Source organism: Streptomyces sp. NPDC005820, from assembly GCF_040630255.1.
Taxonomy (GTDB): Bacteria; Actinomycetota; Actinomycetes; order Streptomycetales; family Streptomycetaceae; genus Streptomyces.
Genome location: NZ_JBEXXE010000006.1, coordinates 262439 through 284002, shown reverse-complemented (window position 1 = coordinate 284002; position 21564 = coordinate 262439). Strand labels below are relative to the sequence as shown.

Sequence of the window (21564 nt, the reverse complement as noted above, 5' to 3'; positions counted from 1 at the left end):
ACCCACGCGGCCCGCCGCCAGCCCCCCGTAGCACCGGGGCTACACCCCGGCCGCCACCTCCCGGCACAGCCGCAGCAGTTCCTCGTCCCTCGGGATGTCATGGCTGCCGTGGCCGTCCGGGCGGGCGGTGTGGCGGCGGGGTGCGGAGAGCTCCCCCGCCGCCAGCTCCCGCAGGGGCGCCGCACCGGAGCCGAGGGCGGCCAGACACGCGGCGATGTCCACGCGCGCGTGCGGGTGCCCGGCCCAGGCGGAGCGCAGGGTCGCCTCGACGGCCGGATCCTCCTCCCCGGTGATCCGGGCCACCGCACACGCGGCGGCCGTCCGTTCCGCTTCGGGGCGCTCCGCTGACGCCGTCCGGCGCAGCACGGCCAGCGCCGGACGCGCGGCACCGCCGAGCCGCGCCAGGCGGCGGGCGGCGCGTGTTCGGCGCCGGGAGTCCCCGTGCGCAGCCTCCCGCAGCAGGACGGGCAGCACCCTCCCGGCGTCGCCCTCGATCGCCCACAGGGCGTCCACGACGGCGAGCGCGAGCTCACCCTCCCCGTCCTCCCGTACGTCCCCCCACAGCCGCAGCAGCGAGGGCACGGCCTGCGTGTCCCGCAACGCCGTCACGGCCGCCAGCAGGGGCAGAGCCGCCTCGGGGGCGCCGGGCGGGGTCGCCGCGAGGGCGCGCCGCAGGTCCGGCGCCAGCGGGGCCGCGTGGACGCCCAGATGAACGACGACGGAACCCAGGTCCCGGGGCACGACCGGTTCCTCCGCCAGCCGGGCCAGCACCGGGACCGCGCGAGGATCCCCGGCCCGGGCCAGGGCCCGCAGCGGCGCGCCGAGCGCGGGCGCCCCCGGTGGCCACCGCCGCACCCACAGGTCGGGCCGCGCGACCACCAGGGCGTGGAGTCCGTCGGCGGCCGGGGCGGCCAGCGCGAACAGGCCCTCCAGGACGGACACGGCCGTGTCGCACCACCGTCCCGGCTCCCCGCCCGCCGCCCGCAGCCCCTCGCCGATCAGCGCCACCGTCGCGCTGTGGTCGCCGCGCCACTCCCGGAACAGCGCGGAGGACAGCACCAGAGCGTTGCACCGGTCGGTCGGCACCGGGCTGCCCAGCTGACCGTGCAGCAGGGCGATCCGGTCGGACAGCCGGTCGTCGAGGGCGGTGTGCAGCGTGCGCAGCAGCCGGGCCCCCTCCTCGTCGGAGGGAGTCAGCCGGCGCATCCGGTCGACGAGCGAGTACGCCGCATCGGGCGCCGGCACGCGCGCGTGGCACGCGCTCTCCCCGGCGCGCTCCTCGAGCAGACCGAGGACCGTCGGCACCAGGTCGGCCGGGAGCCGCCCCGGAGCGCCGGCGGCGAGCTGCCCCAGCGCGGCCAGCCGAGGCCCGGGACCGTACGGCGGAGCGCTCCGCTCGGCCAACAGCTCCACCGCTTCACCGGCAACCGCCGGAGTCCCGCCGCGCGAACTCACCGAGGCACTCGATCAGCGGGATCACCAGCCGGTCGTCCCGCTCCACCGCCAGCCGCCGCCGCAACAGCTCCAGCACCCGCGCCGGTTCGTCCAGAAACCGTACGACCGCCCCCGCCGCCGCCCGCCGCACCCCCGCGTCCGGATCCCCGGCCAGCCGCGCGAACACCTCACCGCCCGCCCGTACGGCAGCGGCACCCCCGCTCTCGACGCCCTCGGCACCGCGCGTCGTCCCGGCGCCCTCCGCGTCGGCCCCTCCGGCACCGGCATCCGGCGCCGCGGTCCCGATGGCGACCAGCAACTCCACCACCCCGCCCCGCTCCGGCACCCGCTCGTCGGCGGCCAGCGCGAGCAGAAACGGAACGCAGGCGAGCGTCGCGTCGTACACCCTCCCCTCGCCGTGCACCGCGTCGTAGAGCCCGTCCAGCGCGCTGTGCCGGGTGTCCGGGTCCTCGGAGGCGAGCCCCCTGAGGAGTCCGGGCACGTCCTCCGCGCTGCCGTGGGCGTGGCGCAGCGCCGCCCAGTCGACGCGGTCGATCCCCGTGAACACGGTGTCCTCCCCCGGACGGAGTGCCAGAAGTGCCAACCGATCACGAGTCTGCACCACGCCACTGACAACCAACCGGAATCGGACGACGACTCACAGGGACGGGGCGTCAGTTGGGGGCGGGAAGGCTCCTGTCCAGGATTCCGCCGACGTCGGCCCCGTCGGGGAGGGTGCCGAAGGCGTACCCCCAGTCGCCAGCGAGCCGGGTCGCGCAGAACGCGTCCGCCACCGCGGGCGGGGCGTGCCGGACCAGGAGGGAGGCCTGGAGGGTGAGGGCCATCCGCTCGACCAGCCGGCGCGCACCGGACGGCGTCGCCGAGCCCAGGTCGGACCGCAGCCGTGCGACGGCCGCGTCCAGCCGGGCGTCCGCCCCCCGCGCCAGGGCGAGTTCGCCGAACAGCGCCTCGGCGGTCCCGGGTTCCCGTGTCAACGCGCGCAGGACGTCGAGGGCGTTGACGTTGCCCGAGCCCTCCCAGATCGACAGCAGCGGCGCCTCGCGGTAGTGGCGGGGCATGCCGGAGTCCTCCACATAGCCGTTCCCGCCCAGGCACTCCAGCGCCTCCGCCGTGAAGGCCGGACCCCGCTTGGTCACCCAGTACTTGCCGACGGCCGTGGCGATCCGCCGGAAGGCCCGCTCGGACCCCTGGTCGTCGTCGCCCCGCACCGCGCGGTCGGCCGCCCCGGCCAGCCGCAGCGTCAGCGTGGTCGCCGCCTCCGACTCCAGCGCCAGGTCGGCCAGGACGTTGCGCATCAGCGGCTGGTCCAGCAGCCGTGCGCCGAACGCGCTGCGGTGCCGTACGTGATGACCCGCCTCGACGAGCGTCCTGCGCATCAGCGCCGCCGACATCATCACGCAGTCCAGACGGGTGCAGTTGACCATCTCGATGATGGTCTTCACCCCCTGCCCCTCCGGCCCCACCAGCCAGGCCACGGTTCCGTCGAACTCGGGCTCGGAGGACGCGTTGGAGCGGTTGCCCAGCTTGTCCTTCAGCCGCTGGATGCGGAACGTGTTGCGCGTGCCGTCCGGCAGCACCCGCGGCACCAGGAAGCAGGACAGCCCGCCCGGCGCCTGTGCCAGCACCAGGAACAGGTCGCACATCGGCGCCGACGTGAACCACTTGTGCCCGCGCAGGGTGTACACCCCGGGCTCCGCCGTCGGCGAGGCCGCCGTGGTGTTCGTACGGACGTCCGAGCCGCCCTGCTTCTCGGTCATCCCCATGCCGGCCAGCAGCCCGCGCTTCTCCGTCGGCACCCGCAGCCCCGGGTCGTACTCCCGGCCGGTCAGCAGCGGCTCGTACACCTTCGCGAGCTCCGGCTGCCGGCGCAGGGCGGGCACGGCCGCGTACGTCATCGACGTCGGGCAGCCGTGCCCGGCGTCGGTGTGCCCCCACACCAGCCCGCCCGCCGTCCGCGCGACGTGCGCGCCGGGCCGGTCGTCCGCCCAGGGCGCGCCCGCCTGGCCCTCGGCGACCGCCACCCGCATCAGCTCGTGCCAGCTCGGGTGGAAGTCGACCTCGTCGATCCGGTGGCCGTACCGGTCGTGCGTGCGCAGCACGGGTTCGTGCCGGTTGGCCAGCTCGCCCCACTCCTGCGCCTCGGGGCCGCCGGCCAGCAGCCCGAGCCGGCGCACGTCCGGCTCCGCCCAGCCGGCGCCCTCCCGCCGCAGCCCCTCCAGCAGGGCGGTGTCTTCGGAGGCGTCGTAGGGGGACAGCGGCGGCGGCTGATTGGACACGTCGTGCGTGTCGTACGGCTGCGTCTGTGCGGGAGTCGAGGTCATGCGGTCATGTTGCACTTTTTCTTCAGCCGCATCAATAGTGCAACATCACGGGGGACGTACAGTACGTGCCCATGCGGATGAACGTCTCGGCGGAACCCGGCGGGGTCGATCTGCGCCCTCTGTCCGCCCGGTCGGTGGTGCTGAGCCTGCTGCTCGGCGCGCACCCGCCCGAGCTGCCCGCGCGGGACCTGGTGCGCGGCGTGGAGCCCTTCGGGGTGGGCGGATCGACGGTGCGGGCCGCCCTCAGCAGGATGGTGGCCGCCGGTGACCTGCGGCGCACGGACACGGTCTACCGGCTCAGCGACCGGCTGCTGGAGCGGCAGCGCCGCCAGGACGACGCCGTCGGTCCCGACACGCGCGCGTGGGAGGGCGACTGGGAGATGGCCGTGATCACCGCGACCGGCCGGGGCCCCGCCGAACGCGTCGAACTGCGCAGCCGGCTGACCGCCCTCAGGCTCGCCGAACTCCGCGAGGGGGTGTGGCTGCGCCCCGCCAACCTGGGCCGCCCCTGGCCCCCGGACCTCGACCAGGTCCTCCGGCGCTTCACCACCCGGCCCGAGGCGCCCGCCCCCGATCTGGCCGCGGGCCTGTGGCCGCTCGGCGCCTGGGCGGGCACGGCGAGGGCCCTGCTGGCCCACGTGGAGCGCTCACCCGGACCGGCGGACCTCTTCACGGCCCTGGCCGCCGTCGTACGGCACCTGCTGGCCGACCCGGTCCTGCCTCCCGCGCTGCTGCCCGCCGACTGGCCGGGCCCCGCGCTGCGGACCGTGTACGAGGACCGCCGCCGCACCCTCGCCGAGCTGGCACTCGGCACCCGGACATAGGAGCGGCGGCCGTGCGAAGCGCCGTGCGGGGGCGCTTCGTACGGCCGCCTTCACCGTGGGGGGACGGTGGGGGAGGGGGCTACTTGTACGTGAGGTCGGCCGCCGTGTAGTTGCAGTAGGTGCCGTCGGCGCTGGTGCCGTTGGTGGTCGGCTCCGCACCCGTGTTGTTCCCGATGTACTTCTGGCAGGGGATGATCTTCTTGCTGCTGTCGCCGACGACGGTGATGGCGCGCAACGCCACGCTGTCGCCGTAGTTGGTGTTGATGCCGGCGATCCGGCCGCCCGGGTAGGTCACCTCGATGGTGTTCAGGATGATCGTCCGCTTGTACTGCGTCTTGCAGTTGCCGCAGGACCGCACGAAGGTGCCGAAGTTCTGCACGGCGAACTTGGAGACGACCAGCTTGCCCGCGCCGTTGAACTGGAACACCTTGTCGCTGGCGGCCTTCGCGCCCCCGCCGTAGACGGTGTAGACGCTCGACGAGGAGGTGCCCTTGAAGGTGGCGGCGTCCTCGCCGACGTCCTCCCACCACACGTTCTGCAGCGTGCAACTGCCCTTGCAGTGGACGCCGTCCGCGGCCGGGGCGCCGATGATGACGTTCTTCAGGACGGCGCCGTCGGCCAGTTCCAGGATCGGCCCCTGGTCCTCGTCCTGGCTGCCGCTGCCCAGGTCGCCGGTGCCGTAGAGGCGGAGGTACCCGTAGTCCTTGGTTCCGGACACGGAGATGGTGGAGGAGACGGCCTGGCTGCCGGTCGCGGTGGGCCAGGTGGCGGCGTGCGCGGGCGCTGAGCCAAATGTCGTGATCATGCCAACCGAGAGGCCGAGGGCGGCCAGCATGCCGGTCAGCGCGCGCACGAAGCTGCGCGGTCGTGCCGAAGAAGTCATGTCCCGATTCCTTCTTCCTGGTTGGGGGCAGGGCCCTGCGGAGAGTGGTCAGAGCTTTCCGGCGCCCGCGCCGGACGTCACCGAGGCGACGACGGTCGAGGCGGGCTCGGCGGTGTAGCCGTACGGCGGCTTGGTGAACGTCCCCACCTGCGACACCTCGGTCGCGGCTCCGCCGAGGTCGTTGCCGGTGAGGTTGGCGTAGCCGTCCACGTCGCTGTCCCGGCTGGTGGTCACGGCGACCAGGGTCGAGCGGAAGACGTTGTTCTCGACCAGCATCTGGGCGCCCATACGGGAGTGGACGGCCGTCTCGGCGCCGACGACGTAGTTGTCGTAGAAGTGCCCGGTGCCGAACCGCAGACTGGGGATGCGCGAGTAGACGTTGCCGAACAGGTTGTGGTGGTACGTCACCCTCAAGTGACCTGTGTCCTCACCGGCGTTGTTGTCGCTGTGGCCGACGAGTGAGCCCTTGAAGTGGTCCTTGAAGGTGTTCCAGGACACCGTCACGTAGTCCGAGGCGTGGTTGATGTCCAGCAGGCCGTCGTAGTAGTCCTTGTCGTGATCGCGGTCCGCGGAGAAGGAGTTGTGGTCGATCCACACCTTGGTCGAGGCCTGGACCTCGATGCCGTCGGCCGGCTTCAGCGGCTTGCTGATGTTCAGATTGCGGATGACGACGTTCGTCACCTTCTTCAGCCGCAGCCCGCCGCCGGTGAATCCCGACGACGAACCGACGCCCAGCACCGTTGTGTTGGAGCCGATGTCGACCTGACCGCTCAGCGTGATCAGGCCGTTGACCTTCACGACCTTCGATGTGCTGCCGGTCACCGCCGTCTTGAAGGCGTCCAGTGTCGAGACGGTGACCGCCGTGGCGCTTCCGCCGCCGGTCGTCCCGGCGCCGAACCCGACCGGCGCGGCGTCGGCCGCACCGGCCGGCTGGGGGAGGGCGAGCACCGCCGTCGCGGCGAGAGCGGCGGCAGCCGCGACGAGGGAGGACCTTTGCGGTTGTGTACGTGGGGGGCCTGTGCGCATGCGGATGCGTCCCTTCGGGAGGCTGGGGAGAACGCATGTGTAAACGTTGTTCTTGTATCTGAACAGCGGAATGCCGGGAGCGCGACCTTTGGGGGATCTTGGGGAGCGGCTCGGTCACACTGCTGAACGGAACGTAGAGGGCAAGCGCTTTCTAGTCAACGCTTTGCGCAGAACGCGTCGCCGTACGCGAATGCCGTGGGAGCGCTTCCATGGGAAGCATGCGCATGCCACCATGCGAGGCGGACTCCACGTACGACGTCCCCCGAGCCCCCACGAGAAAGGGACAAGCACGTGTCCGACTTCTTACGAAGAGCGCTGCGTTCCTTGGGGGGAGCCCTCGCGCTCCTGCTCGCCGCAGCCCTCCTCGCGGCCCCCGCCGCCGCGGCCCGCCCGCAGGCCGCGGCGCCCGTCCCGACCGCCACCCTCACCGAGGTCACTGACTTCGGAGCCAACCCCAGCGGTCTGCGGATGTACGTGTACGTGCCGACGAGCGTCACCGCGCACCCGGCCGTCCTCGTCGCGGTGCACTGGTGCACCGGCTCCGGCCCCGACATGTACAACGGCACCGAGTACGACGCACTGGCCGACCAGTACGGGTACATCGTGGTCTACCCGTCGGTCACCCGCAGCAGCAAGTGCTTCGACGTCTCCTCGCCCCAGGCGCTCAGGCGCGGCGGCGGCAGCGATCCCGTCGGCATCAAGTCCATGGTCGACTGGGTGACCACCAACTACGCCGCCGACACGAGCCGCGTCTACGCCACCGGCATCTCCTCGGGCGCGATGATGACCAACGTCCTGCTCGGCGACTACCCGGACGTCTTCGCGGCGGGCGCCGCCTTCTCCGGCGTCCCCTTCGGCTGCTTCGCCACCACCGACGGCTCCGAGTGGAACAGCGCCTGCTCCGGCGGCACGGTGATCCACACCGCTCAGGAGTGGGGCGACATCGCCCGCGCCGCCTACCCCGGCTACACCGGCACCAGGCCCCGGATGCAGCTGTGGCACGGCACCGAGGACGACGTCCTGCGCTACCCCAACTTCGGGGAGGAGATCAAGCAGTGGACGAACGTGCGCGGTCTCGGTCAGACACCGGCCGCCACGGACTCGCCCCAGTCCGGCTGGACCCGCACCCGCTACGGCGGCACCGGTGACCAGGCCCCGGTGGAGGCGATCAGCCTCCAGGGCATCGGCCACAACCTGTACACGTACGGCATGGCGGCCCGCGTGCTCACGTTCTTCGGCCTCGACAGCGGCGGCACGGTCCCCCAGCCCCAGCCCGGTGGCTGCAAGGTGACCGTCACCACCAACGCCTGGAACACCGGGCTGACCGCCTCGGTGACCGTCACCAACACCGGCACCACCACCGTCAACGGCTGGCAGCTCGCCTTCACCCTGCCCTCCGGCCAGACCATCACCAACGGCTGGAACGCCACCTACACCCCGGCCTCCGGGGCGGTGACGGCGACGAACGCGTCGTACAACGCCACCATCGCCCCGAACGCGAGCGTCAGCATCGGCTACCAGGCGAACCACACCGGCAACAGCGCGGCACCGGGTGCGTACACCCTCAACGGGGCCGCCTGTACGACCGGTTGAGACCCATGCGGTCCGTCGGCAGGTGAACTCGGCTCTCCGCGCGGGAGGCAGGCCCGCACGGAGAGCCCCGGTGGCCTACGCCGCCGCTCCCCGGGCCTCCCCGCCACCGGTGGGCGGCGTCGCCGTCTCCGGCACCGAACCGCCCTTCGCCGGGAGGTGGTTGAAGACCAGGTTCAACGCGATCGCCGTCAGACAGCCCGCGCTGATACCGCTGTTCATGATCGTCTGGAACCAGTCGGGGAACTTGTCGTACACCGTCGGCACCCCGACCGGCAGCATGCCGACGGCCACGGACACGGCGACCACGGTCAGGTTGTGGTTGTCCCCGAAGTCCACCCGGGCCAGCGTGCGCAGCCCGCTCGCGGCGACCGTCCCGAACATCACCAGCCCCGCTCCGCCGAGGACCGGCGCGGGCACGGCCGCCACCAGCGCGCCCAGCTTGGGCAGCAGGCCGAGCAGGACGAGGATGCCGCCGGCGGTGGCCACCACCCAGCGGCTGCGCACCCGGGTCATCCCGACCAGGCCGACGTTCTGCGCGTACGCCGTGTAGGGGAAGGTGTTGAAGACGCCGCCCAGGACGGTGGAGAGGCCGTCGGCGCGCAGCCCGTCGGCGAGGGAGCGCGGCTCGACCCTGCGCCCGGTCAGCTCGCCGACCGCGATCAGGTCACCCGTCGTCTCCGTCATCGTCACCAAGGCCACCACCAGCATCGACACGATCGCCGAGGCCTCGAAGGAGGGCGCCCCGAAGTGGAACGGCGTGCTGATCCCGAGCCAGTCGGCGTCCTGGACCCCGCCGAAGTCGGTGAAGCCGAACGGCACCGCGACCGCGAGCCCCACCGCGATGCCGGTCAGCACCGCGATCCGGCTCAGGAACACGGGCGCGAACCGCTGCACCGCCAGCACCACGGCGAGGACGAACGCGGCCAGCGCGAGGTTCTTCGGCGCCCCGAAGTCCTTCGCGCCGGCGCCGCCCGCCGCCCAGTTGCCGGCGACCGGCAGCAGCGAGAGACCGATGATCAGGATCACCGTGCCGGTGACGAGGGGCGGGAAGAACCGCAGCAGCCGGCCGAACACCGGGGCCAGCAGCACGATCGCGAGCCCCGCGACGATGACCGACCCGTAGATCGCGGGCAGTCCGCCGCCCGTCGTCCCGATCAGCACCATCGGCGACACCGCCGCGAACGTACAGCCCTGCATGATCGGCAGCCGTACGCCGAAGCGCCGGAACCCGACGCACTGGATCAGCGTGGCGATCCCGCACACCAGCAGATCGGCCGTGATCAGATACGCCAGATCGGCGGGCGAGAGCTTCATCGCCCCGCCCACGATCAGCGGCACGGCCACCGCGCCGGCGTACATCGCGAGCACGTGTTGCAGGCCGAAGGCGGCCAACTGCCGTACGGGGGGCACCTCGTCGACGGGATGAACGGGTGCGGTCGTGGCCATGGGCACTCCTGAGCGGGGCGACATCCGAACAGCACGGGACGGTACGGGGCTTGAACAGATTGTTGATTTCCGGGGTGTTGCCGCTACGTGCAATCGTCAGCGGTCTCTGCCCGGCCCGCGGCCGTCCGCAACGCCGCCCAGTCCGGCAGTTTCACCACGCCCCGCCCCAGCGACGCCCCGAGCTCCGCCTCGGCCCGCTCGATCGCCAGCCACCCCTGCCACCCGACCGGCTCGGCCCCCGCCGCCCTCAGCGGCGGCAGCGCATCCTCCGGCACCGGCGTCCGTACGAGCCGGGAGGCATCCTCCAGCAAGGAGGCCACCGTCTCCTTCGCGCACGGCCGGTTGGTGCCGATCACCCCGGTCGGGCCCCGCTTGATCCACCCCGCCACGTACTCGCCCGGCGCCACCGCGCCCGCGCGCACCACCCGCCCCGCCGTATGCGGCACCGTGCCCCGCGCGGCGTCGAACGGCAGCCCCTCCAGCGCGACCCCGCGATAGCCGACCGACCGCAGCACCAACTGCGCCTCGACCTCCTCGTAGCGACCCGTGCCCGTCACCCCGCCCCGGCCGTCGGGTACGGTCCGCTCGAACCGCACCCCGCCCACCCGGCCCCCGACGGCGAGCAGTTCGACCGGCCGCAGGAAGAAGCGGAGCCGGATCCGCCGCCGTACGTCCCGCGACGGCAGAGCCGTCCAGCCGCGCAGCACCTCCACATTGCGGCGCTGGGCCGCCGGCAGCCCGGACGGATCGCCGTACGCCGGGTCGAGCGCCAGCTCCGCCTCGTCCACCAGCACGTCCGTGTCCGGCAGCGCGCCGAGTTCCCGCAGCTCCTTGGTGGTGAAGCGGGCCTGGGAGGGGCCCCGCCGGCCCACCATGTGGAGGTCCGTGACCCCGCTCGCGGCCAGCGCGGTCAGTGCCGCCTGAGGCATGTCGGTGGGGCTCAGCTCGGCCGCGCCGCGCGCCAGGATCCGGGTGACGTCCACCGCCACGTTCCCCACCCCGACCACCGCCGCCGAGCGGACACCCCGTACGAAGCCCTCGCCGGCCGCGTCCGGATGCGCGCTGTACCAGGAGACGAACTCCGTGGCCGACCAACTGCCGGGCAGCTCCTCGCCCGGGATACCCAGCCGGCGGTCGGCCGCCGCACCCACGCAGTACACCACCGCGTGGTACAGCTCGCGCAGCCGGGCGACCGGCACCCCGCCCGCGCCGATCTCGACCCCGCCGAGGAACCGCACCCGCTCGTGCTCCAGCACCGTCCGCAGGTTCCCCTGGAGCGACTTGATCTTCTCGTGGTCGGGGGCCACGCCGTACCGCACCAGGCCGTACGGGCACGGCAGCCGGTCCAGGACGTCGACGCGCACCTCGGGATCCTGCTGGACGAGGCTCTGGGCGGTGTAGACCCCGCTGGGCCCGGAACCGACGACGGCGACACGCAGCACGGCGTGACTCCTTACCCGCACGACTCACCCGTGCGACGGAGGAGATCGCTGGTGCCTCCAGCATCGCACCGAGAATGCTCCGCTGACAGGGTGCCGTCACTCCGACCCGTGTGCGTGTCCGTTCGTATGGAAAGTGATCATGCGGTTACGTTGCGTGTGTGCTAGAAGCATCTTTCCTTAATCTCTCCGATCGTTCCGCAGAGGACGGGACCGTGTCCGTGTGGCCGGCCTGGGAGGTGCGGGAGAGCGGCGAATCCACCGTGACCTGGTTCGACGTCCGGCTCGCCTTCGCCGACGGGGCCGGTGTGGACCTGCTGGCCGTGGTGTCCGAGGGGAGCGTCTCCATCGAGGACGTCCACGCCCGGCCGCCCCTCTCCCTCGTCGATCTGACGGAGCTCGCGGACTGGATCGAGGGTCCGCTCTTCGACGCGTGCGCGGGCGGCGCGGAGGCGGAGACCCGGGAGATCACCGCCTGGCCGGACGGTCCCCGGCGCGCCCGCCCGGCCTGGCCGCGCGGGGGCGAGGGGTGTCGGCTGGTCGCCCAGGAGTACCGCGCGGCCCAGCGGGAGGGCGTGGACCCCGTCCTCGCGGTGATGTGCGCGACAGGGCACAGCCGCCGCAGGTCCCTGCGCCTGATCGCCCAGGCGCGGGACGCGGGCTATCTGACACCGCGTCACGCCAAACGGTAGGCGCCGCGCCCCGGGGCTCGCTCACCGCATCTGCTGCATCCGGGCGATCTCGCTCGTCTGCTGGGCCACGACGTCGTCCGCCATCTCCTCGATCCGCAGGTTGTTGCCCTGCGCCTTGACCTCGGTGGCCATGGTGATCGCCCCCTCGTGATGCGTGATCATCAGGCTGAGGAAGAGGGCGTCGAAGGACGTGCCGCGCGCCGCGCGCAGCTTCTTCAGCTGGGCCGCGCTCGCCATGCCGGGCATCGTGGTGTGCTCGTGCGCACCACCGGTCTCGGCCTTGTCGTAGGACCCGAGCCAGGCCTTCATGGCCTCGATCTCCGGCCCCTGCGCGGCCGCGATGCGCAGCGCCAGGCGCTTGACGTCGGCCGACTCGGCCCGCTCCGGGACGAGTTCGGTCATCTCCAGGGCCTGGGCGTGGTGCAGGATCATCATCCGGGCGTACGACACGTCCGCCGAGTTGGGGGTGTCGTCCTCGGCCCGCTGCTCGGCCGCCTCCTGGGCGGAGAGCGTCCGGTTCCCCTCGCCCGGCCTGCCCGGCGCGATCACCGAAGGGCCGCTCGCCGCGGCCGACTTGTCCTGCGTACCGGAGTCGCAGCCCGCGAGGGCGAGCACGAGCAGCGCGGCCGTGGCGGTGAGGAATGCGCGGCGGTGGGGCACAACGACCTCCTGGAGCAAGGGGGTTGCGGACCTGGACCTTCCATTTCCGGCTCTGCTGCGAGTCGCCCTTGGGATCTTCGCATCAATGACCGGAAGGAATCATTACGAGTACGTTGCCAGCCTTTGATATGTGCATGATGAAGACGATACTTCAGGGGACCGTGAACCGTTCCACAGGAACGGAAACGAGGGAGGACGCAGTGACCCTGTTGAACGATCCCCGAACGCGGCGCAGACGGCTGGGCGTTACCGCTGCCTGTACCGGGCTCCTGGCCGCGTTGCTCACGGCGGTCCCGGCCGCCGCCACCCCCGACCCGGGGGACGCGCCGGCCGCGGAGCGCGGGATCTCCAGAAGCGCCCAGGCCGAGGCCGCCGCGGCGATCGCCGACGGCGAGATACCCGGACAGGACGAGATCGTCCACTCCGACAACGTCGAGCACCTCACCAACATCCCCAAGGACGCGCTGTCCGGCATCAATTCGGACCTCGCCTTCCAGGGGAAGTACGCCTTCGCCGGCAACTACGACGGCTTCCGCATCTTCGACATCAGCAACCCGAAGGCCCCGAAGACCGTCTCGCAGGTGCTCTGCCCCGGCTCGCAGAACGACATCTCCGTCTCCGGCGACCTGCTCTTCCTCTCCACCGACTCCTCGCGCAGCGACAGCAGTTGCAACAGCACCACGCAGCCCGCGACCGAGAAGTCCTCCTGGGAGGGCATGAAGGTCTTCGACATCAGCGACAAGAAGAACCCGAAGTACGTCGCCGCCGTCGAGACCGCCTGCGGCTCGCACACCCACACCCTGGTGCCCGAGCGCAAGAACGTCTACATCTACGTCTCGTCGTACTCGCCCAGCGCCACCTACCCCGACTGCCGGCCCCCGCACGACGGCATCTCCGTGATCAAGGTGCCGCGCAAGGCGCCCGAGACGGCGGCGGTCGTGAACTTCCCCGTCCTCTTCCCGGGCGAGGGCCCGGACGGCGGCGGCAACCCCGGCTCGCCCACCAACCCGGGCGTGTCCAAGACCACCGGCTGCCACGACATCACCGTGCTCCCGGAGAAGGACCTCGCGGCCGGCGCCTGCATGGGCGACGGCATTCTCTTCTCGATCAAGGACCCGGAGAACCCCAAGGTCATCGACCAGGTCCAGGACAACGTGAACTTCGCGTTCTGGCACTCGGCGACCTTCAACCAGAAGGCGAACAAGGTCGTCTTCACCGACGAGTTGGGCGGCGGCGGAGCGGCCACCTGCAACGCGGCGATCGGCCCGAACCGCGGCGCCGACGGCATCTACGACATCGTCGGCAAGGGCGACAAGCGCAAGCTCGTCTTCCGCAGCTACTACAAGATCCCCCGCCACCAGGCGGACACCGAGAACTGCGTCGCCCACAACGGCTCGCTGATCCCGGTCAAGGGCAAGGACATCATGGTCCAGGCCTGGTACCAGGGCGGCGTCTCGGTCTGGGACTTCACCGACTCCTCCGCCCCGAAGGAGATCGCCTGGTTCGAGCGCGGCCCGCTGAGCACGACGGCGCTGTCGGTGGGCGGCGCGTGGTCGGCGTACTACTACAACGGCTACATCTACTCCAACGACATCGCCAAGGGCTTCGACGTGCTGAAGCTCAGCGACCGGCGCACGGATCCGGCCAAGCGGATCCATCTGCGGGAGCTCAACGTCCAGAGCCAGCCGGACTACTTCGACTGATCCCCGGCGGACGGCTCCGTCGCGAAGTAGCGCGACAGATCCGCCTCACACCTCCCGCCGGGCGCCTCCGCGCCCGGCGGGACCCCCGACTCCCAGTCCAGCCGGTAGCGTTCGAACAGTTCCGCGCGCAACGTGGCCAGTGGCAAAGGCACGTTGGGCAGCACCAGCGCGTAGACGGCGCCCATGAGCTGGGAACGCAGCATCGGATAGTCGTGCTCGACGTCCTGCGAGCCGTGCCGGACGGCGGTCTCCCGCAGTAGCTCGGCCAGCCGCTGCTGCTCAGGACACTGCACGAACCCCTCGGCCTGCAGCAGTCCGGCCATGTGCTGGCGCATCAGCACCGTACGGTCCCGGGCCAGTCGGAGGATCGCGTCGATGGCCCGCGCCATCCGCTCCCGGCCGTCATCGGTGCACGGCTCCCGCTCCAGGGCCTCCTCCAGCGTACGGTGCATCAGCCGGTGCACCGCCGACTGCACCAACTGCCGCTTGCCGGGGAAGTAGTAGGACACCAGCCCGCGCGCCGCACCGGCCCGGTCCGCGATGTCGCCGAGCGTCGTCGCCTCGTATCCCCGCTCGCTCACCAGCTCCAGGGCCGCCTGCAACAGCCGCTCCCGCGAACGTCGCCGCAATTCTTCATTGACCGAGGCGCTGCGCGGGGACATCCTGTAACTCCTGCGTTGACTGGCTATCAGCCAACTATACTCAGCGCATCCCGGACGGCTCCGCACGGAGCGGGTCCGGGCTGCCGCCCGCTCTGGGCGACGCGGGGGATCGTCCAGAGTGGGCGTGCCTCCACCCCGATGGTGGCCTCGGGCTACCGACCTGTGGTGTCGCGGCGGGGCTGTCTCCGTGGCGGGTCACCTTTACGGCGGGCGGGTCGCCCTTGCGGTGGGCGGGTCATGTTTGCGGCGGGCGGGGTCACGCTTGTAGCGGGTCGGCCACCGTCTCGCGGTTCGTCGGCCCGCTCCCGGTGTCCGCCGGACGGCTGTCGGCTGTGTCGGTCGGGCCACCGTTTGCCAGGTCGTCGGCCGACTACCCGTTCCCGGCCTCCCGGGCGCGGCTCACCAGGTTCAGGACCGGCCGGAGTCCGTCCGGCCGGTCGGCCGCCGGGAGATGGTCCACGAAGTGCACCGCGCAGCCCAGCGTCGCCGCCCCGCCGTCCGCCCGCCGGTCGTCCCCGACCATCAGGACCGCGCGCGGATCGACCCCGAGCGCCTCGCAGGCCACCGCGAACAGCCGGGGGTCCGGCTTCTGCACCCCGTGCTCGTACGACAGCACATACGCGTCGACGAACCGGTCGAGCCCGTGCTCGCGGAACACCGGCCGCAGATCCCAGCCGATGTTGCTGACCACGCCCACCGAGACCCCCGACTCCCGCAGCCCGCTCAGCACATCGAGGGCGTCGGGGTACGGCGCCCAGGCCGCCGGCGTCATGTGCCGGTCGTACAGCGCGTCGTGCAGACCCGCATCCGGCAGCACCACCTGACGGGACAGCCCGGTGTACGCCGCCCGATGCGCGGCGGCACTCTCGTCCCGCACCCGCCACACCCCGGCCATCTCCGCGGGCACCCGCCCGGGAGCCGCCCCGCCCGGCAGCGCCCCGGCCACCTCCAGCGCCCGCGCGGTGGCGGTCACCTCGCCCTCCGGCAGCCCGACCCCCGCCTCCTCCAGCACGGCACGCAACCAGGCCTCGGCGGACTCGATTCGGAAGAGGGTCCCGGAGAAGTCGAACAGAACGGCAGTCATGCGCCCGATCCTAGGAACCCCGGGGATCCCGCGGGGCCACGTTCCACACGACGGGCAGCTCCTCCTCGCAGAACACGCAGACGTACACCCCTTCACGCACCACATTGATCTCCCGGCACCGCTCGCACCGCCGGAACACCAGGGCGTGCGTGAACCCCTCGGGCCGTGCGACACCCGCCCGGTCCAGGGCGGCGGCGACCGCCGGCCAGCAGTCGGGGTCGGGGCAGTAGCCGGTGGACTGGTTGCTGACCTCGTGGACCTCCCAGCCCCGCCCGGTGCCACGAAACGAGATCTCGCCCGCGCCGAGCACGTCCCCACCGCCCGCGCAGGCCACGTGCTCGCTGCGCCGTGGGGCCAGACGCAGCCGTCCGTCGAGCCCGACGACGTACGTGTACGGCTCCCCGTCCTCCACCGCGAACGCGGCCAGGTCGGCGAGGCCGCCCACGACGTGTCCCTCGGCGCCCGGTGCGACGGCCCGCCGGATGTCCTCCGGCCCTACGTAGGGATACGGCGGCACGCTCATGGCTGCCGGTGGCGGTGCGCCATGATGGCCACGGTCACCAGCAGGGCGCCCAGGAGCCAGCCGCCGAGGACGTCCGAGGGCCAGTGGACGCCCAGCCAGATCCGGGTCAGGCCCACGCCGATCACGGAGACGACCGCCACCGTCACGGCCGTACGCCATACCGGGCGGCTCACGCCGTGGCGGTGCAGGACCCACAGGAGGAGACCCAGGACCACCGTGGCGGTCAGGGCGTGGCCGGAGGGATACGCCTGGTAGTGGGCGGAGTCGACGGGGTCGGGCCATACCGGGCGGTCCCGGTCCACCGCCGCCTTCAGGCCCTGCTGGACCAGCGTCCCCACCGCCGACGTCACCACCAGCCAGCCCGCCGTCCACCAGGCCGCGTACCGCCACACCAGCCACACCGCCACCGCGGCCCCCAGCAGTCGCATTGTCACCGGATCCCACACCCAGTCCGTGAGGATGCGGCAGGCCTGGGTGACGTCGGGGTCGGCCAGGGCCCAGCGGTGGGTCGTACGGGAGAGGTCGCCGTCGACGGACATCAGCGGGTGCCACGCGGTCGCGACCAGGAGGAGAAGGGCGGCCGAGCACAGGCCGAGAGCCGTGGCGAGGCGGGCGGCCGTGTGCTGGGCCGGCGGACGGGGTGGGGAGTCGACGGACCGGGTGTGCATGATGCGATCCTCGCCGACCCATGGGGTGAGAGGCCAATGCGGGGTGTCGCGGAGCCCGGCCCTGGGGTTTCCGCGAGGTGACGTGTGGGTGTACGGCGTGGGGTGTACGGCGACGCCAACCCTCAGGCCGGCGCCTGCGGTCCGGCTTTCACTCAGCCTGGCGTCCCGGCTTCCGCCCAGCCTGGCGTCCCGGCCTCCGCCCAACCGGGCGGCCCGCCCCCGCCTCAGCCCAGTGCCCGCAGCCCCGGTGCCAGTGCCACCAGCACCGGGATCACCGGCACCAGTGAGGCCGCCGCCGTCAGGCGCAGTCTGCGGGCCGCGGGGAGTCGGTCCGGGGGTGTGAGGAGGCGGTGCACCCGCTGCGGGACGTGGGCCTGCGGGGTGGGGGAGGGGCCGAACACCCCGCGGTCCTCGTTGAGCTCGACCAGCGCCAGCGCGGTGGTCAGCCGGCCGAACCGGCGGGAGGCCATGTCGTCGGCGGCCAGTTCCACCAGCCGGTGCATCTCGTCGCGGAACGCCGCGAACACCGGCACCTGCGGAAACCCGGTCGCCAGCGCGGACGACGAGTGCAGCAGCCAGTGGTGCCGGGCCTGCGCGTGCCCCTGCTCGTGCGCGAGCAGAGCGTCCAGCTGACGCCCCTCCAGGCGCTGCAACGCGGCCGTGGTGACGACGAGTTGGGGCGCGGCCCCCGACAGCCACCAGGCATCGGGCCGCTCGCCCTCCAGGACGACGAGCCGCCCCGCCGCCGGCTCCTCACCCGGCAACAGCGGTGCGCGCAGGCGCAGTTCGGTCCGCCGGACCCGGCTGCGGGTCCGGGCGCGCGCCACCTCCCGTACCAGCATCGCCCCGCTCCACAGCCCGGCACTGGCCAGCGCCACCGCGGTGGCCGCCGCCCAAGGGCCGGTCGGACCCAGGGCGTAGGCCTCCACGACCGCCCGCGGCGCCGGCGCGAAGACATGACCTCGTACCGCCTGCCAGGCCGCCGCCGCGCTCAGCGTCATCGACAGCGCACAGCACAGCAGGACCGCCGCCACCACGCACTGCCAGGCCCACAGCGCGACCACGGGTTCCCGGTCCGGCCAGTCGGCCCGGGCGAGCAGCCGGGGCGCCCCGACCGCGGTCAGGGCGCCGAGCAGCAGCAGGACCGCGGGGACCATCATGAGCAGCACCCTATGAGCGGTGCACCGCCCGGGGGTACGGCTTCTCCCGGCAAAGTGACGCAGGCCACGGCCGAGTTGGGTCAGCCGGGGATCACATCGCCAGCAGCATCGCCACCATCCCGATCCCCATCGACAGCCGGCACGCCCGCGCCAGCTCGGGGCGGTCGCTCCAGCCGACGGCGCCCCCGGCGGACGAGGGCGCCCTCGCGGCTCCATCGGTCCCACCAGTCCCATCAGCCCCACCGACCTCACCGGCCCCACTGGTCCGACCGGCCCCGACGGTGACGGCCGCGCCGGCCACCGGCAGCAGTCGTGCCCCCGAGAGGAGGACGTATCCGGTGAAGTAGACCAGCAGTGCGCCCGTGAGGAGCGGGACGCCGGAGGCCGCCGCACCGTGGGCATGTGCGTGGGGCGGCGCGAGGGCCATGGTGACCGCCATGTAGACCATGGCGGAGGTGCCGACCAGGTGATGCAGATGGTGGGTGTGCGTACGAGCCGCCCACAGGGCCCGCAGCGTGGCCGCGCCGAAGACCGTCGCATGGGCCGGCCAGGCCCACGGGGGCGGGGTGAACACCCCCGGGGGCACCGCCATCACCGCCATCCCGAACCCCATCAGCGCCTCGCCGCCGGCGGCTCTGCGCTGCTCCTCGACACGGCTGCGCATCCGCAGCAGACAGTAGGCGCCGGTCGCCGCACACAGCGTGACCAGCAGCCAGCCGGGCGAAGTAGGTCCGTGCACGCGCACCTCCCGCTCGACGGTCGTGTCGAGAGTTGCGATGCCCACGGGACGCGGCGCGCACGCGGCGCAACGATGTACACGGGGAGCATGCGGGGGAGCACACTGGGTGAGCGATTGCCCGGCGCATATGGCACCCCGTCCGGGGTGCCCGGTCCGCCCGCGGCTCTCCGAGCGGCCCCTGGCTCCGACTGATCTTTCACGAGTAAAACACATGCTAAATTGATGAGCATGCCCGGACCCCGCCTCCCGCTGGCCGGCGTGCTGCGCCTCGGCCGTCCCTCCGACATCTGGTTCAAGCCCGCCCTGAGCGTGGTCGCCGCGGTCGCCCCGCCGAACCTGATCCTGCTGGCCCTAGGCCGGCTCGACCTGGCGGCGTACACCATGGCGGGATCCCTGTGCGCCCTGTACGCCCACAACCGCCCCTACGCCGCCCGCGCCCGGGTCCTCGCCCTGGTGGTCCTGGGCATGACCGGCGGCCTGGCCCTGGCGCTCCTGGCGGCCTCGCTCACCGCGAACCCGGTCCTCCTGGTCACCGTCGGCGCGCTGCTGGCCGCCGCCCAGAAGACGCTCTGTGACGCGACCCGCCTCGGACCGCCCGCCCACGTCGTCCTCACCTTCGTCAGCTCTGCCGCGCTGTTCACACCGCAGACCCTCGGCCAGGTCCCCGGCCATCTGGGCCTGGCACTGGCCGCGGGCGCCTGGTCCTGGATGATCGGCATGGCACCGGGACTGCTGCGCCCGCACGGCCCGGAGCGCCGGGCCACCGCCCACGCCCTGCGCACGGCCGCCGTGTACGTCGCCGCCCAGGGAACGGGGACGCCCGCGGCGCCGCCGCACGGCCCCGCCGGGGCCCGCGCCCGCGCCGCCGCTGCCGCCGCCGTCCACGCGGCCCGGCAGACCCTGCTAGTGCCGCGGCAGGCAACGTTTGCCCCGTCGCGGCGCCCGGCACGCACTCTCACCGCACCGGCCGAAAGCCCAAGTACGTCCAGTACGAGGGCTTCCGGCCGGCACTCCCCCAGAGGGGGGACCCCCAGAGCACGCACCGGACGCCGCTCCTTGACGGGCAAACGTTGCCTGCCGCGGCACTAGCGCCCCGCACCCCGGGCCCGCGGCCCGCCGGCCACGGCAAGGACACCCGTCGCGCCCTGGAACGGCTCCTCGTCCGTGCCGAGACCGCCCTCGCCGCCCCCGCCGACACCGACCCGGAACGCCTGCGCACCTGGGCCCGCGCGCTGCGCGGCACCGGCCCGGTCCCCCGCCCCGACGACCTGCCGGACGACGACGAACTCCTCGGCATCGACGCCGAACCCGCCACCGCACCACCGTCGTTGTGGCACCGGCTGGGCCCGCTCGCCCCCCTCGCGGCCCGCACCGCCCTCGGCTGCGCCCTCGCCGGATACGTCTCCCTCGCCCTCGGCATCGGCCGCCCCTACTGGGCCCTGGTCACCGCCGCGTCCCTCTACCAGGCGAACATCACCCTCACCTGGAACCGCGCCGTCCAGCGCGTCGTCGGCAATCTCGTCGGCGTCCTCGCCTTCGCCGCGCTCGTCCCCCTCGCCCACCTCCACCAGGCGGCCCTGGTCCTGGTCTGCCTCGCCCTCAACTTCGGCGCGGAGGCGCTGATCAGCCGCAACTACTGGCTCGGCAGCGTCTGTGTGATCCCGATGGCCCTGCTCATCACCGAGTTCGCCCACGACCAGGACGCGGGCCGGCTGATGACCGAGCGGCTGGTGGACACCCTCGTCGGCGCGGCCGTCGGCTTCGCCGCCGCGCTCGCCGTCACCAACCGCCGCTCCGGCGCCCGCCTGGAACAGGCCCTGACGGCCGTTGCGGAGGCCCGTGACCGCGCCACGCGCCTCCTGGCGCAGCCCGAGCCCGCCCCCGCCGCGGCCCTGGAGTCCGCCCGCCGCGCCCTCGCCGCCGCGCTGGTGGATCTGCGGGCCGCCGCCGACGCCGCGTCCGGCGAGTGGTGGCGGCGCGCCCTGCCCGAGGAGCGGGTCGTGGCGGCCGAGCGGTCCGGACACCGTACGCTCGCCGCGACGGTACGGCACCGGGGGCTGCTCCCGGGCCGGGACGCGACCACGAGAGCGGAGGGCGTACGGCGATGACGGCGACGCGGGGACCAGCGGTGGCCGGGGACGGGGCGGGGAGGGACACCGTCGCGGCGGTGGTGGGGCAGTGGCAGGCCGTGCGGCCCGATCTCGACACCGGGCCCATGGAGATCATCGGCCGCGTCAACCGCTGCGCCGCCCTGCTCCAGCAGGCCGAGGACGCGCCGCTGCGCCGGGCGGGCCTGAGCCGCCCGGAGTTCGACCTGCTCGGCGCGCTGCGCCGCACCGGCCATGAACTGACCCCCGGCGACCTGGCCCGGGAGACCTTCTCCTCCGGCGCCGCCGTCACCAAACGCCTCAAGCAGCTCACCGAACGCGGCCTGGTGGAACGCCGGGGCGACACCCGCGACCGCCGCGTCGCCCACCTGCGCCTCACGGACGCCGGCCGCGATCTCGTGGACGCCGTCCTCCCCGAGCAACTCGCCTACGAGCGGGCGGTGCTGTCCGCGCTCGACGGCGACCGCCAGGGCGAACTGGCCGGGCTGCTGGGTGAGTTGCTGAGCCGCCTGGAAGGGCACGTAAGCACGCTCCGGGCCTGAGGCGTCAACCAGCTCTTCGTGCAGCGGAGTTCAGCG

Annotated in this window: 19 protein-coding genes and 1 pseudogene; 6 read left to right on the top strand and 14 right to left on the bottom strand. The window is 72.9% G+C overall.

The annotated features are described in order from the left end of the window. Positions 1 to 39: 39 nt before the first annotated feature. From ABZ464_RS10090 to ABZ464_RS10080, 3 genes are all read right to left on the bottom strand, one after another. Positions 40 to 1413 carry a HEAT repeat domain-containing protein gene (locus tag ABZ464_RS10090; RefSeq protein WP_359273606.1) on the bottom strand — a complete coding sequence of 458 codons (1374 nt, stop codon included), beginning with the start codon at positions 1411 to 1413 and terminating at the stop codon, positions 40 to 42. Positions 1414 to 1417: 4 nt separating this feature from the next. After that, on the bottom strand, positions 1418 to 2002 hold the full coding sequence (locus tag ABZ464_RS10085; protein WP_359273604.1) for a hypothetical protein: 585 nt from the start codon (positions 2000 to 2002) through the stop codon (positions 1418 to 1420). Positions 2003 to 2108: 106 nt separating this feature from the next. After that, positions 2109 to 3776 (bottom strand): DNA alkylation response protein, encoded by a 1668-nt coding sequence (locus ABZ464_RS10080; protein ID WP_359273602.1) that lies wholly within the window; start codon positions 3774 to 3776, stop codon positions 2109 to 2111. A gap of 71 nt (positions 3777 to 3847) precedes the next feature. Here ABZ464_RS10080 and ABZ464_RS10075 point away from each other — a divergent pair, with 71 nt between their 5' ends. Then, positions 3848 to 4600 (top strand): PaaX family transcriptional regulator C-terminal domain-containing protein, encoded by a 753-nt coding sequence (locus ABZ464_RS10075; protein ID WP_359273599.1) that lies wholly within the window; start codon positions 3848 to 3850, stop codon positions 4598 to 4600. A gap of 79 nt (positions 4601 to 4679) precedes the next feature. Here the strand turns inward: ABZ464_RS10075 and ABZ464_RS10070 are convergent, their stop codons facing one another. Both ABZ464_RS10070 and ABZ464_RS10065 read right to left on the bottom strand, forming a co-directional pair. Continuing rightward, a complete protein-coding gene (locus ABZ464_RS10070; protein WP_359273596.1) occupies positions 4680 to 5483 on the bottom strand; it encodes a pectate lyase in 804 nt (267 codons plus the stop codon). A 48-nt stretch (positions 5484 to 5531) separates the two neighbouring features. Further along, positions 5532 to 6509 (bottom strand): polysaccharide lyase family 1 protein, encoded by a 978-nt coding sequence (locus ABZ464_RS10065; protein WP_359273594.1) that lies wholly within the window; start codon positions 6507 to 6509, stop codon positions 5532 to 5534. Between the two features lie 291 nt (positions 6510 to 6800). Here ABZ464_RS10065 and ABZ464_RS10060 point away from each other — a divergent pair, with 291 nt between their 5' ends. Next, positions 6801 to 8102 (top strand): PHB depolymerase family esterase, encoded by a 1302-nt coding sequence (locus tag ABZ464_RS10060; RefSeq protein ID WP_359273591.1) that lies wholly within the window; start codon positions 6801 to 6803, stop codon positions 8100 to 8102. Positions 8103 to 8177: 75 nt separating this feature from the next. On the opposite strand, the gene ABZ464_RS10055 is transcribed toward ABZ464_RS10060, so the two are convergent. Both ABZ464_RS10055 and ABZ464_RS10050 read right to left on the bottom strand, forming a co-directional pair. Continuing rightward, positions 8178 to 9548, bottom strand: a complete 1371-nt coding sequence (locus ABZ464_RS10055) for a nucleobase:cation symporter-2 family protein (protein WP_359273588.1) — start codon at positions 9546 to 9548, stop codon at positions 8178 to 8180. Between the two features lie 83 nt (positions 9549 to 9631). Continuing rightward, positions 9632 to 10990, bottom strand: a complete 1359-nt coding sequence (locus ABZ464_RS10050; RefSeq protein WP_359273586.1) for an FAD-dependent oxidoreductase — start codon at positions 10988 to 10990, stop codon at positions 9632 to 9634. Between the two features lie 212 nt (positions 10991 to 11202). On the opposite strand from ABZ464_RS10050, the gene ABZ464_RS10045 reads away from it, so the two are divergent. Next, positions 11203 to 11679, top strand: coding sequence for a DUF6214 family protein (locus ABZ464_RS10045; protein ID WP_359273583.1), 477 nt, complete (start codon positions 11203 to 11205; stop codon positions 11677 to 11679). A 21-nt stretch (positions 11680 to 11700) separates the two neighbouring features. Here ABZ464_RS10045 and ABZ464_RS10040 read toward each other — a convergent pair whose 3' ends face one another. After that, positions 11701 to 12339, bottom strand: coding sequence for a DUF305 domain-containing protein (locus ABZ464_RS10040; RefSeq protein WP_359273580.1), 639 nt, complete (start codon positions 12337 to 12339; stop codon positions 11701 to 11703). A 200-nt stretch (positions 12340 to 12539) separates the two neighbouring features. On the opposite strand from ABZ464_RS10040, the gene ABZ464_RS10035 reads away from it, so the two are divergent. Continuing rightward, positions 12540 to 14042: a hypothetical protein gene (locus ABZ464_RS10035; RefSeq protein WP_359273577.1), complete on the top strand. Its 1503-nt coding sequence runs from the start codon at positions 12540 to 12542 to the stop codon at positions 14040 to 14042. Here ABZ464_RS10035 and ABZ464_RS10030 read toward each other — a convergent pair. From ABZ464_RS10030 to ABZ464_RS10005, 6 genes are all read right to left on the bottom strand, one after another. Further along, positions 14030 to 14704 (bottom strand): helix-turn-helix domain-containing protein, encoded by a 675-nt coding sequence (locus ABZ464_RS10030; RefSeq protein WP_359273574.1) that lies wholly within the window; start codon positions 14702 to 14704, stop codon positions 14030 to 14032. The genes ABZ464_RS10035 and ABZ464_RS10030 overlap by 13 nt on opposite strands. 370 nt (positions 14705 to 15074) lie before the next feature. Next, positions 15075 to 15788 carry an HAD-IA family hydrolase gene (locus ABZ464_RS10025; protein ID WP_359273571.1) on the bottom strand — a complete coding sequence of 238 codons (714 nt, stop codon included), beginning with the start codon at positions 15786 to 15788 and terminating at the stop codon, positions 15075 to 15077. A 10-nt stretch (positions 15789 to 15798) separates the two neighbouring features. Continuing rightward, positions 15799 to 16311 carry a hypothetical protein gene (locus ABZ464_RS10020; protein ID WP_359273568.1) on the bottom strand — a complete coding sequence of 171 codons (513 nt, stop codon included), beginning with the start codon at positions 16309 to 16311 and terminating at the stop codon, positions 15799 to 15801. Beyond that, positions 16308 to 16979, bottom strand: a complete 672-nt coding sequence (locus tag ABZ464_RS10015; RefSeq protein ID WP_359273565.1) for a phosphatase PAP2 family protein — start codon at positions 16977 to 16979, stop codon at positions 16308 to 16310. The genes ABZ464_RS10020 and ABZ464_RS10015 overlap by 4 nt, the downstream gene beginning before the upstream one ends. Positions 16980 to 17203: 224 nt before the next feature. Next, on the bottom strand, positions 17204 to 18139 hold the full coding sequence (locus ABZ464_RS10010) for a M56 family metallopeptidase (RefSeq protein WP_359273562.1): 936 nt from the start codon (positions 18137 to 18139) through the stop codon (positions 17204 to 17206). A 91-nt stretch (positions 18140 to 18230) separates the two neighbouring features. Continuing rightward, positions 18231 to 18878 carry a DUF5134 domain-containing protein gene (locus ABZ464_RS10005; protein WP_359273683.1) on the bottom strand — a complete coding sequence of 216 codons (648 nt, stop codon included), beginning with the start codon at positions 18876 to 18878 and terminating at the stop codon, positions 18231 to 18233. 222 nt (positions 18879 to 19100) lie between these two features. Between ABZ464_RS10005 and ABZ464_RS10000 the strand changes: the two are divergent. Then, positions 19101 to 20986 (top strand): annotated as a pseudogene (locus tag ABZ464_RS10000) (FUSC family protein). Then, entirely contained in the window at positions 20983 to 21528 is a 546-nt protein-coding gene (locus ABZ464_RS09995) for a MarR family transcriptional regulator (RefSeq protein ID WP_359273559.1), read from the top strand. Before ABZ464_RS10000 ends, ABZ464_RS09995 begins: the two are co-directional and overlap by 4 nt. Positions 21529 to 21564: the final 36 nt, after the last annotated feature.

Excerpts from the sequence above, each read along its gene's own strand:
- ABZ464_RS10080 (WP_359273602.1), bottom strand. The coding sequence starts at position 3,776 with ATGACCTCGACTCCCGCACAGACGCAGCCGTACGACACGCACGACGTG.
- ABZ464_RS10075 (WP_359273599.1), top strand. The coding sequence starts at position 3,848 with ATGCGGATGAACGTCTCGGCGGAACCCGGCGGGGTCGATCTGCGCCCT.
- ABZ464_RS10070 (WP_359273596.1), bottom strand. The coding sequence starts at position 5,483 with ATGACTTCTTCGGCACGACCGCGCAGCTTCGTGCGCGCGCTGACCGGC.
- ABZ464_RS10065 (WP_359273594.1), bottom strand. The coding sequence starts at position 6,509 with ATGCGCACAGGCCCCCCACGTACACAACCGCAAAGGTCCTCCCTCGTC.
- ABZ464_RS10055 (WP_359273588.1), bottom strand. The coding sequence starts at position 9,548 with ATGGCCACGACCGCACCCGTTCATCCCGTCGACGAGGTGCCCCCCGTA.
- ABZ464_RS10030 (WP_359273574.1), bottom strand. The coding sequence starts at position 14,704 with ATGTCCCCGCGCAGCGCCTCGGTCAATGAAGAATTGCGGCGACGTTCG.
- ABZ464_RS10025 (WP_359273571.1), bottom strand. The coding sequence starts at position 15,788 with ATGACTGCCGTTCTGTTCGACTTCTCCGGGACCCTCTTCCGAATCGAG.
- ABZ464_RS10020 (WP_359273568.1), bottom strand. The coding sequence starts at position 16,311 with ATGAGCGTGCCGCCGTATCCCTACGTAGGGCCGGAGGACATCCGGCGG.
- ABZ464_RS10015 (WP_359273565.1), bottom strand. The coding sequence starts at position 16,979 with ATGCACACCCGGTCCGTCGACTCCCCACCCCGTCCGCCGGCCCAGCAC.
- ABZ464_RS10010 (WP_359273562.1), bottom strand. The coding sequence starts at position 18,139 with ATGATGGTCCCCGCGGTCCTGCTGCTGCTCGGCGCCCTGACCGCGGTC.
- ABZ464_RS09995 (WP_359273559.1), top strand. The coding sequence starts at position 20,983 with ATGACGGCGACGCGGGGACCAGCGGTGGCCGGGGACGGGGCGGGGAGG.